We start from the raw sequence: 24973 nt of genomic DNA, 5'->3' as shown, positions 1-24973 counted from the left end.
CTCTTAAAAAATCCCGTTCCTTGGTCACCCGGGCCAGATCGCGCCTCAGACGCGCGACCTCCTCATCCCTTGGCGTCCCGGTACCGGAAAAGGCCTTGCTGGCCCCGGCCTCCGCCTCCCGAACCCAGCGGGTCAGCAGGGTCGGACTGATACCCAGCTCCAAGGCAATCTGCCGGCAGCTTGTGCCCGATCGACGAACCAACTCCACCGCTTCCCGCTTGTATTCCGGGGTGTAACGTTTACGTTTCGACATGAACACTCCTTCGGCCCAGTATGGGCCTTCTCGTAAGTGTCCGCTTTAACGGGGTAGAACCCATCCGGCGCGGTGATGGCCTGGGTGTGCGGGCGAGAGGGTGCCGGGGTGCTTGGCTCGCAATCGCCCGCGGGTTTCAGTGGCAGGTCGAAATGGAATGTGCTCCCGCGTCCCGGGGTGCTTTCGAACCCGAGGACACCCCCCATCGCTTTGACGAGGCCGTCCACGATTGCAAGCCCCAGCCCGGTTCCCTCCTTTGGCTTCTTGCGATTCTCGTATCCCTGGTAGAACGGCTCGAAAAGCCGTTCCCGATCGTTTTTGTGGATCCCTTCGCCGGTGTCACTGACATTGATATGCAGGCGTCCAGGGGTGTGGTCGTGCATGGTCCTTCCGGTCGCGGTCGCATTCAGCGAAATGGTTCCGTCGCGGGTGAACTTGAGCGCATTTATAAGCAGGTTCCAGAGGATTTGTCTGAGGCGCCGCTGATCGAGGCAGACAGAGTCCGGCAGTTCGGGGTCGATCTCGACCAAGAGCTGATTGCCTTTGTCACCGGCCATTGCCGCCATCTGGTCGACAAGCTCTCGCAGCAGGGTCGGCAAATCGGCGGGGGACTCCTGCAGCTCGATCGAACCGTTCTCGATCGCACCGAGGTCGAGGAGATCGTTGACGATCTGGTTCAGATGGTTACTGGCGCGAAGAAGTGTTTCCACGCGCGCGCGCTGGTCGGCATCCAGCTGCGTATCCGCCAGGAGCTCCAGGGTCGTAAGCGCACTGGTCAGGGGTGTTCGGAGCTCATGGCTGACCACAGCAAGAAACCGCGATTTTGCGTAATTCGCCTTCTCGGCTTTTTGGGCCAGAGACAGCGCGGAGCGAGACTCCGCGCGCAGCTGGAGTTCGAGCGCCTGTAATCGGGATTGTTGATCCAGACGAAGCTTCGCACTGGTGAACAGATTGCCGATGAGTCTCAGAAAGTTCTCGTCGGGCCGCTGTCCGCCATAGGCTGGCAAGCGCCAGTTAAGTGTCAAGAAACCCAGCGTCCCTTCTGCGCTGGCGAGCGGGATGGTGACATGTGATCGAATGCCGCGGTTGGCAAGGGCGGTGTAGGGTGAGTCCAGTCCGGATTCCGACGCGATGTGATCCGCATACCTGGGGCCGGTCGGGGCCTGATCCGTTGCCGGGATGATTACGGCGAATCGACGAGGGTGGCGTCGCTCGGTTCGCGAGCCGCCCGCCGATCTCAAGTGCACAGCGGGTGTGCAGACTGTGGGGTCGTCTGCGCTCAGACAGAGGGTGGCTTCATCCGCTTGCAGGGCGTCGGCCACCGCGGAAAGGCTGTCTTCAAGAACGCCTTCCAGTGCGTATTCGTTCGCCCGGGCGAGTTCCAGCGACCAGCGAATCAGAAGGTGTTCCTGTACCTGGCGCCGGGCCAGTTGCTCGCTGTTCCGACAAGCCAGACACGCGTCACTCAGGCGCGTGGCGATGGTGCGAAAAGACTCCCAGAAGGATTCTGGCAGGGTTTGAGGCGAGTCACCGATGATGATGGCGCCGAACTCGGGCAGCTCGAACACGATGAACCTGCCGTCGCCATTCACTTTGAAAAAAGACGGTGGCTGCAGGGGTTCCGAAGGCTCGAAGTGATGCTGGATCTGGGGCGAACGGAGTACCGCACGCCACCGATTTTTGTGCTCCAGCCCGCGGGGCATGGAATGGACCGGGGTCCATTGCACTGCGTCCGCCTGTGCTGAAGGGATGCGCTCGAGGACGATTGCACCCGAGATATTGACCGTGCGAACGAGTTTGATCAGCGCGTGGCCCAGCATCTCGCCCAGGTCAAGGCTGCGACCGACCGCGAGCGATATTTGCAATAAGGCATGCGCTTCGGTCTCGCGTTCAATCATCGTTTGCGACCTTCGCCGCTGCCAAACGCTGCGAGAAGTAACCGAGGGTGATGGTCTTGTTGAGAAACTCGGGAAAGCCGACGCCCGCGTACGCGAGTTCTCCACCCGTGATCGCTCCAAAGGCAGTGGGGTGGTCCGCGAGCATGTCCATCTCACGTGAATACTGTTCACCGAGGATCTGGGTCCGACTGATGCAGTCGAAAATCATCATCGTTCCAGGGGTGTCCGTGCAGGAGTCCTCGATATCCGATATCGCATCCTTCGCGGCGCACACCAGACTGTCGCCATCCCCGGTAAAAACCTGAACATAGGATCCCGTCGGGATCTCCGCGAGTACGCGCAACCCCCCGTGCTCGGTCGTTGCAATCGGGTCGCGTATGAGTGGCTCGCGGCCGAGGACGCAAAGCCCAAGGGGGTAATGTCCCGCGCGTTCGGCTATTTGGTCCGGCGAGATGCGGGTCCCGGCCTGGTCGGCGACCACGCGGCTGTAGGTCGGAAAAGCCGGGCTGGATTCGATGGTTTCGATGACGTCGCCTTGGGCGGCTGTTACCCGCAGGCTCGGTGAGATGGGGTAGAACCCGTGGCGGGTGGCTGTCGCGAGGCGGAGCCCCAGAGTGGCCGTAACGACCACGTGGCGATGGGTGCCGGTGTTGGTGTACACCGCGTTCTTGGCTCCGGCGGTGGGTATGCCGGCCGCCGCCCCGATGGCGTGAAGGTCGGCACCGTGTCGCTCGAAGTAGGTCTCGAGAAATGCATTGAGATGATTGGAATAGACGTCGGTCAGCAGGATCTGGGCGCCCGTTCCGGAGGCCTCGCCGATTGACGGATGCGGGGCCTGGTCGGCGTGTCGATCGGTTGTGCGCGATGCCGCGTTACCCAGTGGATAGAGCTCGACCCGCGGCGTGACAGGTAGCCGAACGACCAAGGCCCCGGTGTGGTGCACCGACGCCGACCATATCAATGCGGGAAAAGCGGCACCCAGGAGCGGGACCGGAAGGGATTGCAGCAGGTCATCCAAGTCCTCCGGCAGGTAGTCGTTACCTTGCGCGGTCATGATGAACAAACCCGCGGGGGGGGGGCCTCCGAGGGCGATCCGGATCGTATCGCGCAGCGCGTCGAGGGTGTGGCCTTCGGTGGGAAAGGTGCTCAAGATGGCGGTCATTCCGGCATACCCGTTGGCTCCTGATCGCTGGTGTTCGGGTCACCATCGTTGACGATCGAGTGGCATGGCAGGGCGACGGTGATCCGCAGTCCCTGATCGGTATTCCGGAGATCGATCTGCCCACCGAGGTCATGCACGACGCCGAAGGCCAGGCTAAGACCCAGACCCGTTGCGTGCGTCTCGCCCTTGGTTGTGTAGAAGGGCTCGAATACGTGATCGAAGTGCTCTTCGGCGATACCGCCGCCGTTATCCTCAACCTCCAAAAGAATCTTCCGTCGTTCGGCATCGACACACGTCCGGATCTGTATGACGCCCTCGAAACAGCCGAGGTCGCCTTCGCGGCCGCGCTGCTGGCGGGCGGCGATTGCGTCCCGTGCGTTTGTCAGCAGGTTGGCCAGTGTCTGCTCGAGATCGGTCCGTTTGGCGTCAACGATACCGTGAGGTTGCTGATGATCCGCAACGATTTCGATTCCTCGGGCCTTGATCTGCTGACCGATCAGGCGGAGCACGTGATCGACGACCGAATCGATCGCAACCTGACGTGCCTCACTCTTTTGACTGCGCCCGAACACGCGCATGTCGTTGATGATTGCAGCGGCGCGTTCCGCTTGTTGGGCAATGCGGTCGAGCCGGGCGCGCACGTAGTCGACGGTTTCGGCGGGCATCTCGGGAGAAAGCGATTCGCGCGCGTTGTCGGACGCAAGCTGGATGACCTGTAACGGCTGGTTGAGCTCGTGCGCCATTCCTGTCGCCATCTCACCCAGAGTCGCCATCTTGGCGTTCCTGACCAGTTGCTCCTGGGTGGCCTTGATCCGTGAAATGTCCACAGTCAGGCCAATCACTTCGTCCTCGCCGTCTTCGAGATCGTCCAGGCGCGAGGCCTCTTCGTAGACCCAGGTGTAGTGGCCCGTTGGGTCGCCCAGGCGGTATTCGCAGGAGGCGTACCCCTCATGGTAGAGGCGGCCAATCATCGCGCGGGCCGCGGTCTGATCCCCAGGGTGGACCATTTCCAGCCAGCTGTCGGTGTCGGGAAAGTCGCTGTGTCCCGTGAGCCGGCGAGCGGAGGGGCTGACGAAGTTCAGGTCGATCGTACGCTCAGAGTCGAACCGGCCGGCCCAAATGATTACCGGGGCATTCCGTACAAGGCGAACCAACCGCCGGGCATCACGCTGTGAGCGCTGAGTCGATCTCTGAATTTTGCGCGACATTCGCCGCAGGTACTGGTTCAGTAAATGCGTTTCCATAAAACGCGACGGAATGCTTGGAATCAGCTGATTCCCATCGAGGCCCAGGACCGCGTCTATATGGGGCTGGATTTCCTGTCGGAATGCGCGCGTTACGCCCAGGATCAGCAGAAAGCCGGCACCCAGGATGAGTATCAGGATTGTCAGCTGCGTCAGCAGCGAGTCGCGATAGGATGCGACGGCCGCGGATGGGGTTACCGTCGCGGTGAGCAGGCTGCCGGGGATCGTGGTCGAGGGCCGCGCCAGCCAGAGCGTTAATCCGGACCACTGGTGCATGGCGCTTTCGCTGGGGCGGTCGTCCGGCCATTGGTAGACGGGTTCTCGGTGGGTGACGATGCGGCGCCATAGACTCAAATCCCCTGAATCAAGGGCTTCGGTGGCCCCGTGGTTTCCGACGAGATAGACACTTGTGCCGTCGCGTTTGCGAAGCGCGAGCGCGGTGTTGTCCTTGAGCGGAGGCGTCACGGTATTGCGCCGGAAGAAGTCGGCGGGCTCAGCGTGGGTGAAGCCGATCCGTTGTACATCGGCCTGGAACTCAAGGGTGCGCCAGACGATCAGTCGCGCTTCTGCGTCGGGACCTTCGGTATGCAGTCGGACGCCGGTGGGTGCTTCGTGGGCCCAGTTGCAGATCGCCTGTTCAAACAGCCTCTCGGAGGCTTGCTGCGAGCTTGGGGTGCGCGCTGCGCCGGAGCCGTCATCGGCTGGGCAAAGCAGCGTTTGTGGTGTCGGGGCGCCGCGCGCACGGGCCGGATCGGTGGTCAGCGAGGACAGATCCGGGTTGGGTACGCTGGTAACACGGCGGTGCAAATCCGCGATCCCTATCTGGGTGGCGGTTTGCACGTGGTGTTCGAGCATGTCAAGACCGTGCGCGAGGTTCTGATACAGGGTTTCCTGAACCGTTTGTCGCAGGTGATTCCCCTGAAGGACCGCGAGCAACGTGATGGGGATCACAAACAGGATGACCAGCACATTGATCAGGACGTGATGCATGGAATACACGGCGGGGCGCGCCTGACGGTCCACGCTGTGAGTGCTGCCACCGAACGCGAACACGAGCAAAGCCGCTATCGAGGCCGAGAGAATGCCGTTGATTGCCTGTTTGATCACGATCAGCGCGACCGAAATCAGGTCGAGCTGGATCAGCAGTGTATTCAGGACGAGCCAGATGGGTGTCGCTATAACAACCCAGAAGATTGCGACCCAGAAGGCAAGCGGGATCGCTGTATAGCGCCGGGCCAGTAGGCCGACGATCAATACCTCCAGCGAGATGACCATCGCGGGCCAGGGGACTCCCCAATGCCAATAGGTCGGGATGACACTGACGGCAACAACGAACACCGCCCAGGCTGGGCCGAGCAACAGCAGGGCGATATACGCGAAAACGAGGCCGGGCAGCAGATCGAGACCGTAGCCAAGCGGAATGGGCAACCAGTTGATCAAGTGGCCCGCCAATGCCAGGCCAGCCGCGACTGTCAGGTGGTGGTATCGACTGATCCGGACGTCCGATTGCGCCATTAGTTGGTGTCCTTACGCAGACGCGGGTGAAGCTGCGCGCGCGCCGAGCAGCTTTGGGATAGAAACAGGGCGCGGCGACGCACCTGCCGGCATTTCGCCCGAGACAGCGGCATGGTGTTCTCGCGGGGCGGCCGAATCAACAGCGGGTGTCCGACAGAAACCATTCAGCGGTTTGTCGGGTAGGCACTCCCTTTTGCCCGGCCCTGCATTGCGCCACGAATCCCTGAAAAACCGGGAGACAGAACCAATGCCCGATTCGTGGGGTGCCGGGTCTCGGGACAACCGGGTTACCCAGTCGAGCTTGTGCATAATCAGTGTTTCCCTAAGCGCTCAGCTGCGTTCGATAGTGGGCAAGCGCCGCGTAGAACGCCTGGCGGATCCGGATCGAGCTCGCGGGTTTGTCCAGATAAAGTGTCGCACCCGCGCGCTCCGCAAACCGCTTCACTTCGGGGGATCCGTGTCCGGTCAGTACCACGACTGCAGGGGCCTGCCCGTACTCCGCTTTTAAAATGGGCTCTAGGACTTCGAGTCCATTCCCGTCGGGCAGGCACAGATCGAGGAAGATGACGCCGATGGACTCGATGTTTCGCAGCGACCAGCGACAATCTTCAAGCGATTCGGCCATCCAGCATGTTTGCCCCTCCTGCTTGAGCGTGATCGCAATCTCTTCACGAACCACCTCGTCGTCTTCCACAATAAGGCACCAGGGTTGTGTGGGATCGCTGCAATCCGATGTGATGGATTGGATGCGGCCCGTTTGCTCTGGCGACGAGGCTTCGTCCCACAGACTGTTCAGGAGCGCCAGTTCGTCCTGCGACAGGACCGGGTCGTGGGATGCACGGGACGATCCGTTGTTGATGGTGATGGTTCGCAGGCTTGCGATTTCGTCGCGTTCCAGCGGCAGGCTGGATGCGTCCTCGGCACTCATCGGTCGACCGAAGAGATACCCCTGCCCGACATTAAACCCGTCGCGGATGGCGAGCTCCAGGAGGGCGGAATCCTCGACCCCTTCCACGACCGTACGGATATTCCGCTGACGACAGAGGCGGGCAATATCGCCGAGAAGGTGATGGTTACGCCCTTCGTCCTCACCATGAAGCAGGAACCACGCATCAATCTTGACCTCGGTGAATGGCAGCTGGGCCAGGCGGTCCAGATTCGAGGCGCCGCTTCCGAAGTCGTCCAGGGACAGTTCAAAGCCGGAAATGCGGGCCTTGGATAGGCCCATACGCTGTTCGGGGGTCAGATTGAGGCGCGTTTCGGTCAACTCGAGTACAAGACGGTCGTGCGGAAATGCGCGGTCGCGGCACCAGCGAATCAGCTCTCCCGGGAAGCGGGGATCGGCGAAAATTTCCGCAGGCAGGTTGATACTCAGGCGGGTATTCGGGTCGCCGTGGTTCATACGTTCAAAGAGATCGAGTGACTGACATGCCATCGACTCGAAGATCCGCCAGGCGAAACGTTCGGAATCAAGATAGACCGCGAAGGCGGCCGGACCGACGGGTTCCGGGCGGTCCGGCGGGAAGTAGCGCGCCAGGGCCTCGAAACCGCTCAACGTCCCGTCCACGAGGTCATACTGAGGCTGAAAGAAAGGTACCACCCAGCCGTGTTCCAGTGCGCGCTCCATGGCATCCATGGACAAGGGCTCCATTGGCGGAGGCTCGACGTGTTCCGGAAGGGGACGCTGGGATACCGAGTCGAGCAGTTCCGCAAGCTGCTGCGTTCCGAGGGGTTTGGCCAGGTGTCCGGCAACTGGTAGCCGCGCTCGTCGCGCGGCATCCTCGGCACTGATCAGGATATCGGGGTCCAGGCCGGACACGAAAGCGACCGGGGGTGGTAAGCGGGGCAGAGCCGCTACCCTTGGCAGCAGATCCAGGCCGTTTTCGTTCCCCAGGCGTAGATCGAGCAGCACAAGGTCGATTCGGGTCCGCTCTAGAATGCGGTTGGCCGAGGTGAGGTCATTCGCTGCATAACTTTTGACCCCGAGCCGCCCGAGGGTGGCCATGATTTCCTCGGTGGTCTCCGTCGAGTCATCCACGACGAGTACGTGTTCGATCACTGGTTTGTCTCCATCCATATCTCCGAGGCCCCTAGCGGGATCGAGCCGTTCGCGAGGTGCGGGGCACATACAGCATGAACGGCTAGGTAGGCCCACTACTGCTGCACGACCCGCCTTGTCTCGGAAGGCTTTGGCGTACGCTTGCGGGCGCGTACGAAGACCATGGTGCCCTTGATCTCCCTGATCCTGCTCGCAGTCTATCGTTGCGCTGGCGCGAAGTACGATGGGGTATTTCCTGAATGGTTCCAGTATGGAAGGAGTTTTCAAACGGCCGAGACCCTCACGGAAGTGTGGCCAGGACTCATCCTTACAACGGTGCGGCCGAATTCGCGGCCTTTGTTCATTGCTTCAGGTCGGTTGCTGGGTCTGCCCGCTTGGCGTTGGGCCGCCACTTGCCTTGGGCGCCACAACACAGAGGTTATATGCAACCCTTCCATTCTGAGAGCGATACTTCTGAAAGCGAGAGGAATGCGTGGTTTTCTCGAGCTATTAGCCTCGATGACGCACAAGGGAGCAATAGACGTGGACGTTGACAACCCCGACGGTGAAACGCTCAGCAAGGTCATTTCGTCCGCAACCCGGCAGCCCGAAGTCCTGGTTGTCGACGACGATGCGACGGTACTCGACGAGATCCTCGCCACCCTTGGTTCCGACGGGATCGAGTGTATTGGGGCGGAGAATGGTCGTCAGGCGCTCTCGTTCCTGCGGGGATATCCGTCGCTGCTTGCGGTGCTTGTGGATCTTCGGATGCCGGAAATGGACGGGTTCGCCCTGATGCACGCGATACGAGATTCCATTTCGCCACACGCCGCGCCGGCGATCGTATGCGTCAGCGGCCATCTCGATATGGAGGCGACGGTATTGGCCATGCGGCATGGAGCACGGGATTGTTTGACCAAGCCCGTATCGAGGACTGACCTGTTGAATGGCGTGCATGCGGCGATGGAGAGTGCGCGCCAAGCCCGGCAGCGGGAGGGAGAGCATGATGTGATGCGTTCGCTTCTGAGCGACCTGCAGTCGAAGGTGTCACAGGTCGCCATGCGGGTCGGGGTGACCCGCGGTAGCCGCGGACCTCATTCGCACGAGGATCCCGCCCTGGGCCAGAGCCCCCCGGGGGATCCGGTCGAGGTATCCTCGCTCCTGGATCAGGTCCGCCGGTTGATCGCCGAGCGCGAGCGGAGGCGGGAGTACTTCCCTGGTAGTCTTTTGTCGGATCCCGCATGGGATATGCTGCTGGACCTTGCGCAGAACCAGTTATCGGGACACCTGACCTACGTATCCAGCCTGGCAGTCGGCGCGCGGGTCCCCCTGTCGACCACGTCGCGGTATCTGGACATGCTCGAAAAGGAGGAGCTAGTGGAGCGGTTTCAGGATCCTATGGACAAGCGCCGGGTCCGGGTGAATCTGACGGACTCGGGCTGGAATCGCATGCATGAGTACCTTGATGGACTCTGCTGAAGGACGGGTAGGGCCGGGTACCGAATTTGGTTCCTCCTTGCGCCATACTGCATGAATGCGACTTTCCTCGAGCCGCCGGGTCCAACCCGATGAGCGACCGTAGATCGGCACGCGAAGTAAACACGGCACCGTGCTTCGCTAACGATCCATGCAAGATGGTTGTTGCAGTGTGGAACGATCGTGGAAGGGATTCTTGTTGTCCCGCTGAGCTGTGGCACCTAGCATTCTGCTTAGCCCTCGCGAATGGGAACCCTGCTCTGGCGTGGACGTGGCTGCCAGCCTCCGTCCGGATCCTCCAAGTTCCCGCGAAAGCAAGGTTGCGGCTCTATCCCCCTGTAGTCGTAGCCCTGTGATCGTTCGCGAGGGCTTTCTTGTTTCTGGGCTGTACGCCCGATTTCCCCGTGAGACGCGCTGGCCGCGAATGCTTTCTATGCGCCCAGGGATGCGCTGATTCAACGAACGTCCGCTGCGGGTTGCGGGATTTCGTGCGCCGAGAACCTCGTACCGGGCGATGGTTGCGCGGTTGGGGTGTGTAAACTTGGAGAACACGGCATCGCGGCGGCCGGGTTCGGCGGGGCCCGCGGCGAAGAATGCTTTCAAGTCGGAACGGCATTTTGTCGCCCGGAGCCAGCGTTTTACTGATTTGAGAGGGCCATCGATGGGCCCGCTGGGCACGGCGTGACGTAAGTCCTTCCGCTTCGAGATCAATTGGCCGGCGGCCCGACTCGTCGTAGCAAATACTCGAGGCTATGCGGTTTCATGATGCTCAGGCCTCGACCATTCTGGTGCGCGAAAAGCATCGTGCCGAGGGCGCGTTGATTGACTACGGCGATGACCCGACCGCCCGGCCACAGATTCACCGACAGCCTGTGACCTCTTTGATACTGGAAGTGCAAATTCAGGGCACTCACGTAAAACGCCCCCTGGAACAGTTCGAGCAACCCGCCGACGGTTACCGACCGGGTTCCCTAGTGGACCTGTTTGCCTAGTTGTGCGCGCTCTCGCTCGAGTCGCTTGTGCGTGCGAACAAGGCGCGGTGACTGCGGAGCCTTTGGTGCTACCGTATTGCGCTCCTTCGATATCGATGGGGACCTGAGTGTCACCCTCGAAGCTGATTGGCGGGGCATCCCTGCCACGGCTCTCGTGTTATGGCCGCGTGGACAGGCAGGCTGCCGTCAGTCGGTAATGGGCCTGCTGGGCCTCAACATGGTGGCGAAAGGCGGCGACGGCGCCGATTTCCAGTTGCAGGCGGGCACTCCCATCCGGTCTTTCTCGCGATGGCAAGCGCACGCTCAGGGTCTCGCCAGCCGCTTCCAGGCGCGTTGTCTCGGTACTATGGCGTACGATCAGCTCGGCGAGGTGCAAACTTGCGGTATGGTGGTCCGAGGTCTGCTGCACCGCCAGCTCCAGGTCGACGCGCTGTTCCGGTGGGCCCGTCAGATACAGCACTGCGTGGCCCCAGGGTCCCTGATGGACAACACCGTCGCTGCTGGTGGATATGCCATGGCGCGGATGCAGTTCGAGGAACCCCCGAGCACCCGGCAGGGTACGAACGGTACCCAGGGCGAGGCCCGTCTCTGCCTGGATCCGGATGTCGGGGCAGGGGGCGTTGTTGCCTTCGACGACTCGGGGCAGGAGCGGGCCGACAAGGGCGGCGAGCAGTAAGGCGGTCCGCGAGACGCGGCCAAGGCGGGGCGAAGCCCGCTTTCCGGGTACGGGTGCGGGCTGAGCGACGATGCGGGCCATCAGCGGGATCATGGTGATTGTGGCAGGGCAGGGGGTATCGCCCGCAGGATGACGTCCGGCACGTCCTGCCCGGCCTCCAGGGTCAGAAGGTGGCTGGAGCCGCTCCAGCCTTCCGGCAGTTCGCCCGAGTCGAGCTTCACAGTCCATTCCCCCGGGCTCAGGGTCTCGAAGGCGAAGTAGCCATCCCCGAGGGCGCGAGTGGACGCTTCGGCCAGACCGTCTTTGCGGCGGGCTACCACCGTGACGCCCGCCAGCGGACGCCGATACTCACCCTGCTGCACGAACCCGCTGACGAAGGCGCTATCCAGTAGCGGCATCGTCAGATCAAAGCTGTACCCAGGCCGCGCCTGAAATCGAACCCTGGGGCTTTCGGTGGTCAGGAAAGGGTCATCCAGCGTGTCACGATCGAGCTCGATCCGGACCGGGCGGTCGATGGGAAGGGAGCGGATCACGGCGAGGCCGTCTGGGTCCGTGACCGCGGTGTGCGGCCGGCCGTCGACCCGGAACCCGACGCCGGGTACCGGCTGGTCCCGGTCTGATCCATTCTCAAGATCGGTCCGGTTCGGCTCGAACACTTGTATCGCCGCGGCACCGCCCCCCACATGCCCCGGTGGCATCAGCGACAGCCTATTGGGGCTTTCCTGACCAAAGCCCACCGTGAGGTTGAGGCCCGCGGACCACTCGCCCGCGTCGTTCACACTGGTCGAGAGCCCCAGGTCACCCACCGCAAGGCGCTGGCTGAAACGGGCGCCAACGCTCCAGCCGCCGCTGGATAGATTATAGGAAGCGCTTGCGCCCAGGTTGCGGTGCTCATCCCGGCGGTAGTCCAGGACGCCCGAGACGCTGCCAACCGACAGGCTGGAACTACCTTGACCGGCCGCCTGGAGTTGACCGCGGGCGCTGAATGGGCCATTGCGGTAAGAGCCCAGGAACCGGTAGCGCGTCGAGGCCTGTCCGCGCACCCGGATGTGGTCCACCTCGTGCGCGGCTTGTACGGCGGCCACGCGATGCCGCCATCGGATCCCGAATTCCTCGCGGTGGGAGCCGTCGCTCAGGTTGTAGCGGTCATACTCGACCCCAAGCGAGCCCAGATTGAGGGCCCCCAGGTCCCCGATGCGGCGACTGGAGCGCACTCGGAGCCGGCTGTCGAACAGGCGCCCACCAACTGCGCGCTTGCTTGTTACAAAACCGGCACCGTACTGATGGTAGCCGACTGAAAACGAGGTATCCCAAAGCGACCAGGCCGCGTCTGCCTGCAAGGCCGTGCCACCACCGTCCTGGTGCATTACGACCCATTCGGAGCGCGTGTGGCCCAGCGTCGGTCGGATGGCGATCCCGACATGGGAACGGGTCAGATAGGGGGTTTCCGCATCGTCCAACATACCAGGGGCCCCGGGTTGCTGACGCCCGTGGCGCGACCAGGGCTCGCGGTCGACTCCCAGCAAAGCACTCGCGGTGAGCCGGGCGGAGAGGCCGAAATCCGCCCGCAGATTCAATTGTTCACCCGAGTCACGGCGATGGTTGCTCAAGTCCACCATGGGCCGGTTTGTCTGGACCATACTACCGCGCATGTGCCACTCACCCGGGAGAAGCTGGCCACTGGGTATGGCTCGCCGGATGGTGCTTTCCTGCACCTGCCCCTGCGGGCCGTACAGCATCACGCGGAACGTATTGCCACCATAACCTAGGGGAACCTCGTCGAAATCGTAACGCCCGTCCGCATCGATCGACTGAAAGTCGATCAGTTCGGTGCCCCGGTAGAGTTCGGCATCCCAGCCCGGCAGGGCGTCGCCCTCGATCCGGATTACGTCGAACAGATCGGGGCGCGACAAGGGTGCGGTGCTGAAGCTGACGCCGCGCCCACTGCCGCCGCGGCCCACCAGGGGCAGACTGAACGACGATACATCGCCGAACTCCATGCGATAAAGGCCATCAATGCCAAACGCACGGCCCTCCGGCGATGTGCGCCCGCCGGTCCACCGTAGCGTCTGCAGCCCGTCGCGATCGTCGAGGTTGAAGAAGACCCGGTTGGAGATGTACGCCGCTTCCACTTCTAAACGTCCGCTCGCTCGCGTTTCGATACGTGAATGGGAGCGGCTGCCAGCCGCCGACAGGCGCAACTCGCCCCGCGGCGTACCCCACAGCGCATAGGGTGCACTGACCTCGCGATAGCGCTGAGTGGTCTCCGCGGAGCCCTGCTCGAAACGCTGCCAGCGGCGCTCGCGCATTCGGCGTAGATCGACAGGGAGCGGTCGGGCACTATCCACGTTCACCCGCAGTCCGTCGTCGGTGAGCGTGGCGGTCAACCCGAACAGGGCGTCGAGTTGTGTCTCATCGAGAAACAACTGTTCGTTCTCGACTCGCAGGCCGACCTGTGGCCATTCGCGCGCGCGACTGTTGATCTGTAGCTGCTCGGCCGTAATGTCAATGCGCACGTCCTCGGCGACCACCCCCAGTGCCACCCGGTAGTCGCCCTGATCGATCTCGAGAAACTCTCCTTCGGCGGCCCGGACCAGCGGTTCCAGCGGCAGCCACAGGTCTCCGTCCGGGGTCTGCAATAGATCTTCGAAATCCGGCAATCGACGCCCGTTAAGACGGATCTCCACCAAAAGTAGCTCGACAGGCGGAAGCGCTTCGGATGACTTAGCGTCCGCCGCAACGACGCCGGGCTTCACCGATCCTGCGGCGAGGATGAAGACCGACAGCCAGAGGCGGGCAAGATGCGTGCCTCTCACTCACTGCAAACTCGCTGCTCCAGTGCACCACGCGCAGGGAAACTGGGCCAGATGTGCAGACACACCGGCTCGCCCAGTGCCTCCTCACCCTCACGGCGGGGGACGCGGATGCGGCGCTCGGTTGCGGTCTGGCCCATGCGCAGCCGGCCGCTGGTCAGCGTCTCTCCGGAGCGTTGGCCCACCAGCGCCACGGTGCCCACAAAACTCACAGCCTCGGGCGCCTTGCGGACCATGAATTGCCCATGGCTGCCCTCGTCATCGGCTGCCGGCTCGAAGGTGCCGATGGTCAGCGCGGGCGAGTCCACCTGGTGACGGATGTAAACCGTGACCGGCAGCACCGGCTGGATGGCCACACCAATGGCGAGTCCGTCCTGTGGCGGGACTTCATCATCCGGGCCCTGCTGGAACGAGGGCTGGAAATCCACCTGGCGGGATTTCACCGCCAGGCGCACCACATACTCTCCCGGAGGCAGGTCCGCGGGTGGCCGGAACACCATGCGCAGTGGGCTGGCCCGATTGGCCGGCACCAGCGTCCGCGCGGGGGACCAGCGCAGGTAATCGCTGCCATCCTGTATGCCTTCGGGCACCGTCATGGCCTCCACCTCGAACTCCACCGGCGAGGGCGTCATGCTCAGCAGCTCGATTTCGCCGGAGCGCTGCCGGTTGTCCAGCACCACCACATTGTCGCTGAGGGATACGGAAATGGCGTGTGCCGGCCCCGTCAGGAGTAAGCCCGCCAGCAGGCCGGTCGTCCAAAAGAGTGCCGACCGGCGCAATGGCTGGCGCTTTCCAGTTTGTCGCGGACTCACGGCAGATTTTCCTCAACGGTGACGGTGACGGTGGTGGTGTACCCGCCAAAGTTTTCCGTCACCAAATTGTTGGGAATGTTCAGATCGGCGCCGATCGCGAAGCGCGTCTCGCCGTCTACAATCGTCGGTAGGCTTGGATTTGTGCGAAACCGGTCGACTGTCAGACCCGGCTCGGGCGGCGTCGCCGCCGATAGATCAAGAACCTCGGCCCCGGTGAGCGTGACCGAAGAACTGGCAAAACTGATGCCGATGGTGGTGTCGTCGGGCGCCACGGAACCCACCACGGCGCATTCACCCTGACCCGGACCTGGCAAAACACTGGTAGCCGTGCCGAAGGCACCCGCGGTCTGATTGAAGCTGGGCAGCTGCTCGGGAAGGTTGGGGGTTAGCCGCCATTGGGTCGCCGTAACACCCAGGTCCAGCGACTGCATGCGCAACACGCCGAAGGTCAGCGGCTTGTCGCAGGTCAACGTCAACCCCGCCACCAGCCCCGCGTTGACCTGCAAGTCGTCGGTGGCGACATCGGCCAGCGCCGGCGCCGCGAAACCCAGGGTAGCCAGGGATACCAGGCCACCCAGCGCCGACCAGGCTCGCCGATGTGCGGCGCCGCGATCCCGTCGCATTGATCTTTTCATCGCAATGCCCTTGTCATGGCTCGATGGAGTGGCACGGCCCGATCCGTTCAAAGGTTCCACCCGGCCGAGGAGGCCGGGTGGAATGGGCCGTTCACCTAGGTCAGGCGAGTGCGCGTTTAGTCGCCGAACCCGTCATCGACCAAGACGGTGACTGTGTTCGCATAGCCACCAAGGTTGTCGCCAATGAGCGTTTCCGGGATGGTGAGCTGGCCGCCGATGGTGAAGCTGGCGCCGCCACTGGCGTTGATGCTAACGCTGTCATTGAGCGTGAAGTTGCTGACCTCGAGGTTTGACAACGCTGTATCCGGCGCTTCGAGACCGCTGAATGCGGAGGCATCGCCATCCAGGTTGACGGTGACGCCTGAGACGAGGTCGGCTACGGTTCCACCAATCGACACGGTCACGGGGTCGTTTTCATCTGCATTCGACCCGGCAATCGTGCATCCCCCAGCCTGACCGTTGCCAGCGGTGACATTCGAGTCATCGCCGCCCACAGTGATGCTGGAGTCACTGGCGTCAACTGTGATGGTGGTTGCACCGGTACGGTCAAGTTCGCCGACCCGTGTGATTCCGAAACTTAGGGCCGCGTCACAGCTCAGCGTCAGCGCCTCGGCCAGGCCGGCGGTGATCTCCAGTTGATCTTCGGCGGTATCCGCCAGCGCGGTTTGGGACAGGCCCAGGCCTACGGCGATGCCGGTGGCCAGCAGAGCGCGGCGGATCGATACAGGGTGTCGGTTCATGATGAAGCTCCTTTTGAAAGTGCCCTCGGGGCATTGAAGCGACCAACCGGGCGGTTGATGTCCGGTAAGAACGTAGCGGAGTGGTGATAGCGAACCTGACAGAACGTGACATCGGGGCGCGGGGCGCGGGGCGCGGCGCGATCGGCATAACCGATTGTTTGCGAGGGGAAAGGCGCCGTAGCGGGCGAAAACCGGAACCAAAACGGAAGCAAGTCCGTGCAAAGCGGGACAAAAACGCGCTTCTTCGCCCGCGGTTCTCGGCATACTGCGTCAGTGGCCGGTCCCATCATGAAATGGCGCTTGTGTGGAATCCCGAGCCGGGTGCTGACCTGCGTGTTGCCGCTGACGCTGGCTTGGGTGGCTCCGGGCCACGCGATTCGGCGTTCGGTGTGAGCAGAACAGGCCTGATGAGGGTGAAGGATGCAACGGCGGGATCCGGCGCGCCTTGACCACGGCGATGGGTGCGATGTCCGATCTGGCGGGCACCCGCTCGCTGCCCGGTCGGTCGGTGATGCCCAGGGCAGTGGCCCTGAAGATCCGCGCGGGCTGTGCCGATGTTGACGACCGCCGTCCGCTGGGCGGGTGTCTTCGTCTGCGGGATGCTGATCCTGCTGGCGGCGCCGGTGTCGGGGGGCGGAACGGATAATGGCGCGGTTGCGACCGTCGACTACGTGATTGGCGAACCCGCCGCTAGGGTGCCCCCGGGGCCGCGGGCGGATTGGCACGGGTTCGAGACCGGGCGCAGCCTCGGTTTTGTGGCTGAACCGGTGTGGATGCGGGTGCGCTTCGACCCTGAGGTACTGGACGGCGCGCTGCGGTATTTGGTGATCCAGCCGATCCACCTGGACGATGTTGCTGTCTACGCAGCGTCCGGCGAGCCGCGGCCGATCCTGCAGGCCGGCGACCGCTGGCCGCCAACGGACCCGGCCGTGCGGTATGGCTACAGCGTGCTGCTGGAGGAGTCGCACCTGCGCGACGGCCTGATGATCCGGCTGGAGTCGGCGAATATCATGACGCCGCGGGTGATGGTACTGACGCCTGGTGAATTGCAGCGGGAGAACACGCAGTTCTTTTTGCTGTTCAGTGTGGCGTTCAGTGCCACGCTGTTCTACCTGTTCTGGGCTGTGGCGGCGACGATTGGCCGGCCGTCGCCATTGCTGATCGTCTGGTCCGCGCGCCTGGCTTTGTACCTGGTGGTTCTTGTTGTCCACTTGGGGCTGTTGCGCGCCTTCCTGGACGGGGAAGCCTTGCCCTCCCAGGATCGGGTGCACAATCTGACGGCACTGGCCTATATCTCGCTGGCCCAGGTGTTCGATTTTCTGTTGCTGCAAGAGCTGGGGCTCCGGCGACGCCTTGCCGGGCTGTTTCTGGTCGTCGTGCTGGGTTTTGCGCTGGGCAAGACGGCTGCATTCGTGAGCGGTGACACCAGCCTTGCCCTGCAGCTCAATAACCTTTCTGCACTGGTCACGCTGGTGCTGGGGTTCGGGCTGATCCCGCTGGCGTCGGCCAGGCATCGGTCGGTCTACCCGATCCGGCGTGGGGCGATAGCGCTGTACTTTCTGCTGCAGGCGTTGCCACTGGTTGCGTTGTATTACGCGGCGGCCATTGAGAGCGTCGGTTTCGGGACGTTGCTGGAGCTGGGATTCGTCGCCTACGCGATCGTGCCTGCCGGGTACGTCACATACGTTCTTTTTCGCCGCCAACGCCTGCTTGCGCATGAGCGGGTGGCTTGGGAGTCGGCAGCGCGCGAAGCGGCCATGCGGGCGCGCGCGGAGCGTGAAAAACGCGAGGAAGTGGGTCGGTTACTGGGGATGCTGATTCACGAGATCCGTACGCCACTGGGGACGTTGCGCATGGGGCAGCGGATGAGGGCGCTGCGACCGGAAGTGGTCGAGCGGGCGATCGGTAATATCGACCATGCACTTGGGCAGGCCGGTCGGGTGGAAGAGATTGACGAGGGCAAGCTTCTGCCTCTGCCGGAGTCGGTCCATCTGCGCGAACTGCTCGTGGAGCGTGCTCTCGATCTGGGGCTGGACGTGACCATCGAGGGCGATGCACCCCCTGCTCGGGCGGACCCGGACCTGCTGAAGGTTGTACTGAACAATCTGCTTGGCAACGCGGCCAAGTATCGATCGCCAGGCACGTCGGTGGTGGCGTCGCTGGACGCGGATGCGGACGGTGTTGTCCTGCAGCTGGGGAATACTGTCTTGCCCGGATGGTCACCCGATCCCGAGCGGGCATTCGAGAAGTACTATCGCCAGTCGAACGCCCGAAGTAAGCCCGGCACGGGATTGGGACTGTTTATCGTTCGGCAATTGTGCGAGCGGATGGGGGTTGAGGTATCCATGACGCTCGAGGCGAACTGGTTGGTGGTGAGTCTGCGGGTGCCGTTTGCAGAAAGAACATCGGTAGGTGGGGTGCAATGACGAGTGTCGTTTTGGTCGAGGACAACGACGAACTGCGCGAGGTGACGGCCGAGTTTCTGCGCGGCGAGGGTTATCAGGTGGTTGCCCTGGATTCGGCCGAAGATCTGCTGGAACGCGCTCCCTCGGCCAAGCTTTATGTGGTGGATCTCAATCTGCCCGAGATGAGCGGCTACACTCTTATTGAGGGGTTGCGCAGGACCTCGGTCGAGGTCGGTGTGATCGTCGTTTCGGCACGTCATCGCACGGCGGATGTTGCGCGTGGCTACGACGTTGGTGCGGATGTCTATCTGACCAAGCCGGTGGAGCCGGATGTGCTGCTTGCGGCACTGGGGCGACTGCAGGTGCGCGCGGCGCAAAAGCCCTGCCTTCGCCTCCATCGGTCGACGGGTGTGCTGATCTATCGCGACGCCCAAGTCCGCTTGACCGCGACCGAGGGGCGTTTGCTCTCTCAGTTGGGTGTTGCCGGTTCCCGCGGGCTCGAGCGGTGGGAGGTTGCCGAACTTCTGGGGGTCAATCTGGAGGACGCGACGGCCAATGCGGTCGACGTGCGGGTGGCGCGGCTGCGCCAGAAGCTGCGCCAGGTGGGGGTCGAGGGTCCGGCTATCCGCTCCATACGCAAGTACGGTTATGAGCTGATCATGCCCGCCGTGCTCACCGAATAGGCTGCAGCGGCGCGAATCGTCCGGCAGGCACGGGCGTTTTTCCTGGTGGTGGTGGCTGCGGCCCCTCCCGATCGTGCGCGGATGCGTTCGAGGTGCGCCCACCGGGACGACCGCGACTTTCTCGGGCGGAAACGTCCCGGCGGGTTGCCGTCAGTCGACGGAGAAGCTTTCCCCGCAGCCGCAGGCGGCGGTGACGTTCGGATTGTTGAATACGATTTGCCGGGTCAGGCCCTCGGCCTTGAAATCGATCTCCATGCCGCGCACGAACTCGAAGCTTTTCGGGTCGACATGAATCGCGAGTCGGTCATCAGGGTGAAAGACCAGGTCGTCTGGGCGCGCCTCGTAAACCAGGTCCACTACGTACATCCAGCCCGAGCAGCCGGTCCGTTTGATCTCGATTCGGAATCCGCTGGCCTTCGGGTCGGTCTGCATCTGGCCAAGAATGTGTTCCACTGCGCGGTCGGTGGCGCGCAGGTGGTCGTCGGGGGCTACGTCGACGGGTGTGTTGGGTGTTTGGTCGAGAGCTGATGACATGGCGATCGCTCCTTGTTTAATGGTTTGCGCCAACGTCTGATCGGCGCTTTTGATAGGAGGGGGCGTCGGGTTCCGGTTCAATCCCAGCGGTCATCGCGGACCTGGACCGTTCCGTCGTGTACGCGTACGGGAAAACAGGTGAGGGGCTCCACGGCGGGTGCGCTCAGGGCCCGGCCATCACGCAGACAGAACTCCGCACCATGATGCGGGCAGGTCAGCCGGTCACCTACGATCTTGCCATCGGCGACAGGATATTCCTCGTGGGAGCACAGATCCTCGATGGCGTAAAAAGCCCCTTCCACGTTGAACACCGCGATGGGTACGTCGTCGACGTCCACGATGCGGTACTGGCCCGGCTCGATGGTTGTGGCCGGGGCGACATCCACCCAGTCACTCATCAGAACATCCCGGTCTCGAGGCGTGCGGCCTCGCTCATGCGCGAGGCGTCCCATGGCGGGTCGAAGACCATCTCGACCGAGGCCTGGGTCACGGTCGGGACCTCCATCACCCGTTTCCGGACATCATTGGCGAGCGTGTCGCCCATGCCGCAGCCCGGCGCGGTCAGGGTCATCTCGATCCATACTCGGCGCATGCCGTCGCTCAGGTTCTCGACCTCGCAGCGATAGATTAGTCCGAGTTCAACGATGTTGATCGGGATCTCGGGGTCATAACAGCTGCGTATCTGCTCCCAGACCAGATGTTCGACGTCGGCGTCCGTGGCGTTCTCGGGGAGTTGTGGCGGGGCCAGGGGCGTCTTCCCCAGCGCGTCGGCATCCTGGCCGCTGATACGGAACATGCGGCCCTGGGCGGTGACGGTGAAGGATCCGCCCAGGGCCTGCACCAGTGCCAGCTTGCTGCCTTCGCCGATCATGACCTGGTGGCCGGCCGGCACGGCGACCGCCAGCGTGTCGCGTTCCAGAGTGATGATTTCCTGTGTCTGCATGAAAGAATCCTCCCGAAAGGAACTCACTGGCCGATCGAGTCTTCGATCGTCCCCGGAAGTCGTTGGGACAGGCGGTCGCGCATGGCCTCGCGTACGGGCTCGAGCGCGATCCGCTCGAGGACCTGCTCGGCGAAGGCATGAACCAGCATGGCGCGCGCGGTCTCGCGGGGGATGCCGCGACTGGCCAGGTAGTACAGGGCCTCCGCGTCCAGCTGGCCGACGGTCGCGCCATGGGCGGCCTTGACGTCATCGGCGTAGATTTCGAGTTCCGGCTTGGTATCGATCTCGGCTTTGTCCGACAACAGCAGGTTGGCACTGTGCTGCTCGGCCTCCGTCTTCTGTGCGCCTTCCTGAATCAGCACCCGGCCCTTGAAAACACCCCTGCCATGGCCCTGGGCGATACCACGGTATTCTTCCCGGCTCCGGGTATGCGGTACCGAGTGATGCACGCGGGTATGCGTATCGACATGCTGTCGTCCGCTTACCAGGAAGAGTCCATTGAGGTGGACCTCGGAGCCGGGTTCGATCATGTCGATGTTCAGGTCATGACGAACCAGCCGCCCCCCCATATTCACGTTGTGTGATGTGACGACGCTGTCGCGGTGTTGGCGCACGAACACGTTCCCGACGTGGTAGGCCGTGTCGCTATGATCTTGTAGCAGGTAATGCTGTACCTGCGCCCCGGCGTGCGCCACGATTTCGGTCACCACGTTGGTGAAACCGCGCGCGCCTTCGGCGTCCACGTAATGCTCGATCACCGTGGCAGCGGCCTGCTCCTCGGCGATGATCAGAATACGCGGATGGCACCAGAGCGCCTCGCTTTCCGCATTGCCGTAAAGCAAAATCTGAAGGGGGCGCTCGAGCGTTACGCCCCGGGCCAGATGGATCAGGACGCCATCGGTCAGGAAGGCGGTGTTCAGCGTTGGGAATGGCGAGAACCAGTCGTGTGCAACGGCATCCAGGTGCGGTTCCAGTTCATCCGGATTTTCATGGATCGCGCTGTTGAGGCCGTGGATCTGTACTCCCGCTGGCAGGGGACCCAGTTCCGACAGGTCCGGCCGCAGGTGCCCGTCCTCGAATACCAGCTGGATCGGTTCCAGACCCTGATGGGTGTGCCCGGCGACGGTCGCGGCATCGAGGCTGTCGCGCCGTCCAGCTGCGGCGAACGCCTTGTTGGTAAGCGGGCGTACGTTGGTGTACTTCCATTCTTCGTCGCGAGGGTCGGGGAAGCCCGTTTCGACGAATCGGCGGGCCGCCGCCCGCCGCCTTTCCAGAAGCCATTGCGGGAGGTGGGGCGGGAGCGCATCGTCGAGTTGCTCTGCCTGTAGGGTGTAGTGGTTTTCCTGGCTGATCGCGCTCATGCGGCCTCCTCGATGATCCCCTGATATCCATCGCGTTCAAGCTCTTCAGCCAGGGTCTTGTCACCGGACTTGATAATCCGACCGCCGGAGAGTACGTGCACATAGTCGGGTTCGATGTGGCTGAGCAGTCGCTGGTAATGCGTGACCAGGACGATCGCGCGTTCCGCGGAGCGCAGATGGTTCACCCCTTCGGAGACGATCTTGAGCGCATCAATGTCGAGGCCCGAATCGGTCTCGTCGAGAAGGGCCAGTTGGGGTTCGAGTACCAGCATCTGCAGGATCTCGTTGCGCTTTTTTTCGCCGCCGGAGAACCCCGAGTTGACCGCTCGGTGTAGAAAACTCTCATCCATCTGCATCATTTTCATCTTCTCGCGCACCATGCTCAGAAACTGGAAGGTGTCCGCTTCTGGCTCGCCTCGGTGTTTGCGCTGGGCGTTGTAGGCCTCCTTGAGCAGGTAGATATTCTTCACGCCGGGGATCTCTACCGGGTACTGAAAGCCCAGTAGCAGTCCCTCGCGCGCCCGGACTTCGGGCTCCATTTCCAGCAGGTTGACCCCCTGATAGGTCGCGGAACCCGCGGTGATGTCGTAGCCATCACGCCCCCCGAGCACTTGGCAAAGGGTGCTCTTGCCAGAGCCGTTGGGGCCCATGATCGCGTGCACCTCGCCCGGTTTAACCTCGAGGTTGATGCCTTTGAGGATCTCTTTACCGTCGATGTCTGCCTTCAGGTTCTCGATCTTCAGCATGTGGTGTTCTCCCAGGAATCCGATTGTTGAATAGGCGAGGCCATCAGGCCCGAGCGGGCATGTGTTCCAGAGCAAGCTCCCGGATGCGGAACATCAGGGCCTCCATGCCGGCTCGGCGGGTGGGGCTGAGCGCCTCATCGATACCGATCTGACCGAACATTTCATAAGGGTCGGTCTGGAAGACGCCTTCCGGCGTCTTGTCGCGAAACGGCAGCAGCATCAAAGCCATCAAGCCGCGTACCATCGAGGTTTCGGCATCCGCGTGGAATACCAGCCGGGGTGGGTCTTGATCGTCCAGGTGAGCGGTCAGCCACGCCTTCGTGTTGCAGTCTTTTATGCGATGGGTCTCGGTTCGCGCTTCGTCCGGCAAGGCGGGCATCTTGCTGCCGAGGTCCTCGATCATCTTGAACCGGTCATCCCAGTCCGGAAGCATCTCGAAGGCCGTCATCAGTTCCTGCTCGTTCATGTCGTTTGGTCCTCGCGGTTCGTGCATGGCGCGCCGTGCGGCTCTGGTCGGGTCGAGGCCTTAGCCGACTGCGCCTTCCAGAGACACGGCCAGCAATGCTTCGGCCTCGGTTGCGAACTCCATGGGAAGTTCGCCGAAGACTTCCTTGCAGAAGCCGTTGACGATCATGTTGACCGCGTCTTCCTCCGACAGGCCCCGCTGCTTCAGGTAGAAGATCTGGTCGTCGCTAACGGTCGACGTGGTCGCCTCGTGCTCGATTTGAGCGCTCGGGTTCTTGGCCTCGATATAGGGGTAGGTGTGAGCACCACAGGTGGATCCGAGGAGGAGAGAGTCGCACTGGGTGTAGTTCCGTGCGTTTTCTGCTCCGGGTGTCATCCGCACGAGACCGCGGTAGGCATTGTTGGCGCGACCGGCCGAGATGCCCTTGGAGATGATGGTGCTGCGCGTGTTGCGACCGATGTGGATCATCTTGGTCCCACTGTCGATCTGCTGAAAGTTGTTGCCGACGGCGACGGAGTAGAATTCGCCCACCGAATTGTGGCCGGTGAGCACACAACTGGGGTACTTCCAGGTGATCGCCGACCCGGCCTCGACCTGGGTCCAGGCGATCTTGCTGTTATCGCCACGGCACTCGCCGCGCTTGGTGACGAAGTTGTAGATGCCGCCTTTGCCTTCCTCGTCGCCTGGATACCAGTTCTGTACGGTGGAGTACTTGATCTCGGCATCTTTTTCGGCGACCAGCTCGACCACGGCGGCATGCAGCTGGTTCTCGTCTCGCTGGGGCGCGGTGCAGCCCTCCAGGTAACTCACGTGGGAGCCTTCCTCGGCAATGATCAGGGTCCGTTCGAACTGCCCGGTGTCCATGGCATTGATCCGGAAGTAGGTGGACAGCTCCATCGGGCAACGCACGCCCTTGGGGATGTACACAAACGAACCGTCAGAGAACACAGCGGAATTCAGCGCGGCGAAGTAGTTGTCGTTGCGTGGCACGACGGTCCCGAGATACTTCTTGATGAGTTCGGGATGGTTCTGCAATGCCTCGGAGAAGGAGCAGAAGATCACGCCCGCCTCGGCAAGCTTCTCCTTGAAGGTGGTTGTGACCGAGACGCTGTCGAATACGGCATCCACGGCGACACCAGCCAGACGCGCCCTCTCGTGCAGCGGGATACCGAGCTTTTCGTACGTCTCGAGCAGCTTGGGATCGACTTCGTCCAGGCTTTGCGGGGCATCGTCTTTCGACTTGGGGGCCGCGAAGTAGGAGATGGCCTGAAAGTCGATCTTTGGATAATGGACATGTGCCCAGTTGGGCTCGCGCATCTCCAGCCAGTCGCGGTATGCGGCAAGGCGCCAGTCCAGCATGAACTGCGGCTCGCGCTTCTTGCGCGAGATCGCGCGGACCACATCCTCGTCGAGGCCGGGCGGCAGGATGTCCTGATCAATGTCGGTCGAAAACCCCCACTTGTAGTCGCGCTTGACGAGTTGCTCGATGTCTTTCGGCTCTGTCGACATGCCTCTACTCCGTTTTTCGGGTTTGCGGGATTTCCGGGGCTCTCGGGCCCCGTGGGTTGGAATCCCGACGAA

At 62.6% G+C, this 24973-nt stretch carries 21 protein-coding genes; 4 read left to right on the top strand and 17 right to left on the bottom strand.

Annotation, left to right across the window (positions count from 1 at the left end; translation table 11 throughout):
• From D579_RS14865 to D579_RS0110960, 5 genes are all read right to left on the bottom strand, one after another.
• Nucleotides 1-208: transposase (locus tag D579_RS14865; RefSeq protein ID WP_231376862.1), on the bottom strand; the 208-nt coding region annotated here is incomplete at its 3' end.
• Nucleotides 133-2151, bottom strand: coding sequence for a HAMP domain-containing sensor histidine kinase (locus D579_RS0110975; protein ID WP_018952048.1), 2019 nt, complete (start codon nucleotides 2149-2151; stop codon nucleotides 133-135). The genes D579_RS14865 and D579_RS0110975, both read right to left, overlap by 76 nt.
• Nucleotides 2144-3313: an FIST signal transduction protein gene (locus D579_RS0110970; RefSeq protein WP_018952047.1), complete on the bottom strand. Its 1170-nt coding sequence runs from the start codon at nucleotides 3311-3313 to the stop codon at nucleotides 2144-2146. Before D579_RS0110970 ends, D579_RS0110975 begins: the two co-directional genes overlap by 8 nt.
• Nucleotides 3310-6072 (bottom strand): ATP-binding protein, encoded by a 2763-nt coding sequence (locus D579_RS0110965; protein ID WP_018952046.1) that lies wholly within the window; start codon nucleotides 6070-6072, stop codon nucleotides 3310-3312. Before D579_RS0110965 ends, D579_RS0110970 begins: the two co-directional genes overlap by 4 nt.
• A 322-nt stretch (nucleotides 6073-6394) precedes the next feature.
• Nucleotides 6395-8131 carry an EAL domain-containing protein gene (locus D579_RS0110960; RefSeq protein WP_018952045.1) on the bottom strand — a complete coding sequence of 579 codons (1737 nt, stop codon included), beginning with the start codon at nucleotides 8129-8131 and terminating at the stop codon, nucleotides 6395-6397.
• A gap of 522 nt (nucleotides 8132-8653) precedes the next feature.
• On the opposite strand from D579_RS0110960, the gene D579_RS0110955 reads away from it, so the two are divergent.
• Nucleotides 8654-9589, top strand: coding sequence for a response regulator (locus tag D579_RS0110955; RefSeq protein WP_231376861.1), 936 nt, complete (start codon nucleotides 8654-8656; stop codon nucleotides 9587-9589).
• Between the two features lie 1146 nt (nucleotides 9590-10735).
• Here D579_RS0110955 and D579_RS15365 read toward each other — a convergent pair.
• A complete protein-coding gene (locus tag D579_RS15365) occupies nucleotides 10736-11038 on the bottom strand; it encodes a hypothetical protein (protein WP_231376860.1) in 303 nt (100 codons plus the stop codon).
• A 21-nt stretch (nucleotides 11039-11059) separates the two neighbouring features.
• On the opposite strand from D579_RS15365, the gene D579_RS15360 reads away from it, so the two are divergent.
• Entirely contained in the window at nucleotides 11060-11254 is a 195-nt protein-coding gene (locus D579_RS15360) for a hypothetical protein (protein ID WP_231376859.1), read from the top strand.
• A gap of 89 nt (nucleotides 11255-11343) precedes the next feature.
• Here the strand turns inward: D579_RS15360 and D579_RS0110940 are convergent, their stop codons facing one another.
• From D579_RS0110940 to D579_RS0110925, 4 genes are all read right to left on the bottom strand, one after another.
• Nucleotides 11344-13941 (bottom strand): collagen binding domain-containing protein, encoded by a 2598-nt coding sequence (locus tag D579_RS0110940; RefSeq protein WP_155985610.1) that lies wholly within the window; start codon nucleotides 13939-13941, stop codon nucleotides 11344-11346.
• 125 nt (nucleotides 13942-14066) lie between these two features.
• Nucleotides 14067-14879 (bottom strand): hypothetical protein, encoded by an 813-nt coding sequence (locus D579_RS0110935; protein ID WP_155985609.1) that lies wholly within the window; start codon nucleotides 14877-14879, stop codon nucleotides 14067-14069.
• On the bottom strand, nucleotides 14876-15502 hold the full coding sequence (locus D579_RS0110930) for a hypothetical protein (protein WP_018952039.1): 627 nt from the start codon (nucleotides 15500-15502) through the stop codon (nucleotides 14876-14878). The genes D579_RS0110935 and D579_RS0110930 overlap by 4 nt, the downstream gene beginning before the upstream one ends.
• Nucleotides 15503-15630: 128 nt before the next feature.
• Nucleotides 15631-16254 carry a hypothetical protein gene (locus D579_RS0110925; RefSeq protein WP_018952038.1) on the bottom strand — a complete coding sequence of 208 codons (624 nt, stop codon included), beginning with the start codon at nucleotides 16252-16254 and terminating at the stop codon, nucleotides 15631-15633.
• A 599-nt stretch (nucleotides 16255-16853) separates the two neighbouring features.
• On the opposite strand from D579_RS0110925, the gene D579_RS0110920 reads away from it, so the two are divergent.
• Together D579_RS0110920 and D579_RS0110915 are read left to right on the top strand one after the other, a co-directional pair.
• Entirely contained in the window at nucleotides 16854-18680 is a 1827-nt protein-coding gene (locus D579_RS0110920) for an ATP-binding protein (RefSeq protein WP_196800942.1), read from the top strand.
• Entirely contained in the window at nucleotides 18677-19342 is a 666-nt protein-coding gene (locus tag D579_RS0110915) for a response regulator transcription factor (RefSeq protein ID WP_018952036.1), read from the top strand. Before D579_RS0110920 ends, D579_RS0110915 begins: the two co-directional genes overlap by 4 nt.
• A gap of 150 nt (nucleotides 19343-19492) precedes the next feature.
• Here D579_RS0110915 and D579_RS0110910 read toward each other — a convergent pair whose 3' ends face one another.
• From D579_RS0110910 to sufB, 7 genes are all read right to left on the bottom strand, one after another.
• Complete coding sequence (locus D579_RS0110910) at nucleotides 19493-19876, bottom strand: iron-sulfur cluster assembly accessory protein (protein WP_018952035.1); 384 nt, start codon at nucleotides 19874-19876, stop codon at nucleotides 19493-19495.
• A 77-nt stretch (nucleotides 19877-19953) separates the two neighbouring features.
• Nucleotides 19954-20274 (bottom strand): non-heme iron oxygenase ferredoxin subunit, encoded by a 321-nt coding sequence (locus D579_RS0110905; RefSeq protein ID WP_018952034.1) that lies wholly within the window; start codon nucleotides 20272-20274, stop codon nucleotides 19954-19956.
• Nucleotides 20274-20819, bottom strand: a complete 546-nt coding sequence (gene sufT / locus D579_RS0110900; protein WP_018952033.1) for a putative Fe-S cluster assembly protein SufT — start codon at nucleotides 20817-20819, stop codon at nucleotides 20274-20276. The genes D579_RS0110905 and sufT overlap by 1 nt, the downstream gene beginning before the upstream one ends.
• A 23-nt stretch (nucleotides 20820-20842) precedes the next feature.
• Nucleotides 20843-22180 carry a Fe-S cluster assembly protein SufD gene (gene sufD / locus D579_RS0110895; RefSeq protein ID WP_018952032.1) on the bottom strand — a complete coding sequence of 446 codons (1338 nt, stop codon included), beginning with the start codon at nucleotides 22178-22180 and terminating at the stop codon, nucleotides 20843-20845.
• Nucleotides 22177-22926: a Fe-S cluster assembly ATPase SufC gene (sufC, locus tag D579_RS0110890; RefSeq protein ID WP_018952031.1), complete on the bottom strand. Its 750-nt coding sequence runs from the start codon at nucleotides 22924-22926 to the stop codon at nucleotides 22177-22179. Before sufC ends, sufD begins: the two co-directional genes overlap by 4 nt.
• A gap of 43 nt (nucleotides 22927-22969) precedes the next feature.
• Complete coding sequence (locus D579_RS0110885; RefSeq protein WP_018952030.1) at nucleotides 22970-23392, bottom strand: SufE family protein; 423 nt, start codon at nucleotides 23390-23392, stop codon at nucleotides 22970-22972.
• Between the two features lie 60 nt (nucleotides 23393-23452).
• Nucleotides 23453-24901, bottom strand: a complete 1449-nt coding sequence (gene sufB, locus D579_RS0110880; RefSeq protein ID WP_018952029.1) for a Fe-S cluster assembly protein SufB — start codon at nucleotides 24899-24901, stop codon at nucleotides 23453-23455.
• Nucleotides 24902-24973 lie beyond the last annotated feature (72 nt).

The sequence above is a fragment of the Thioalkalivibrio sp. AKL12 genome (assembly GCF_000377925.1).
Classification (GTDB): domain Bacteria; phylum Pseudomonadota; class Gammaproteobacteria; order Ectothiorhodospirales; family Ectothiorhodospiraceae; genus Thioalkalivibrio; species Thioalkalivibrio versutus.
This window is presented reverse-complemented; position numbering and strand designations above follow the sequence as displayed.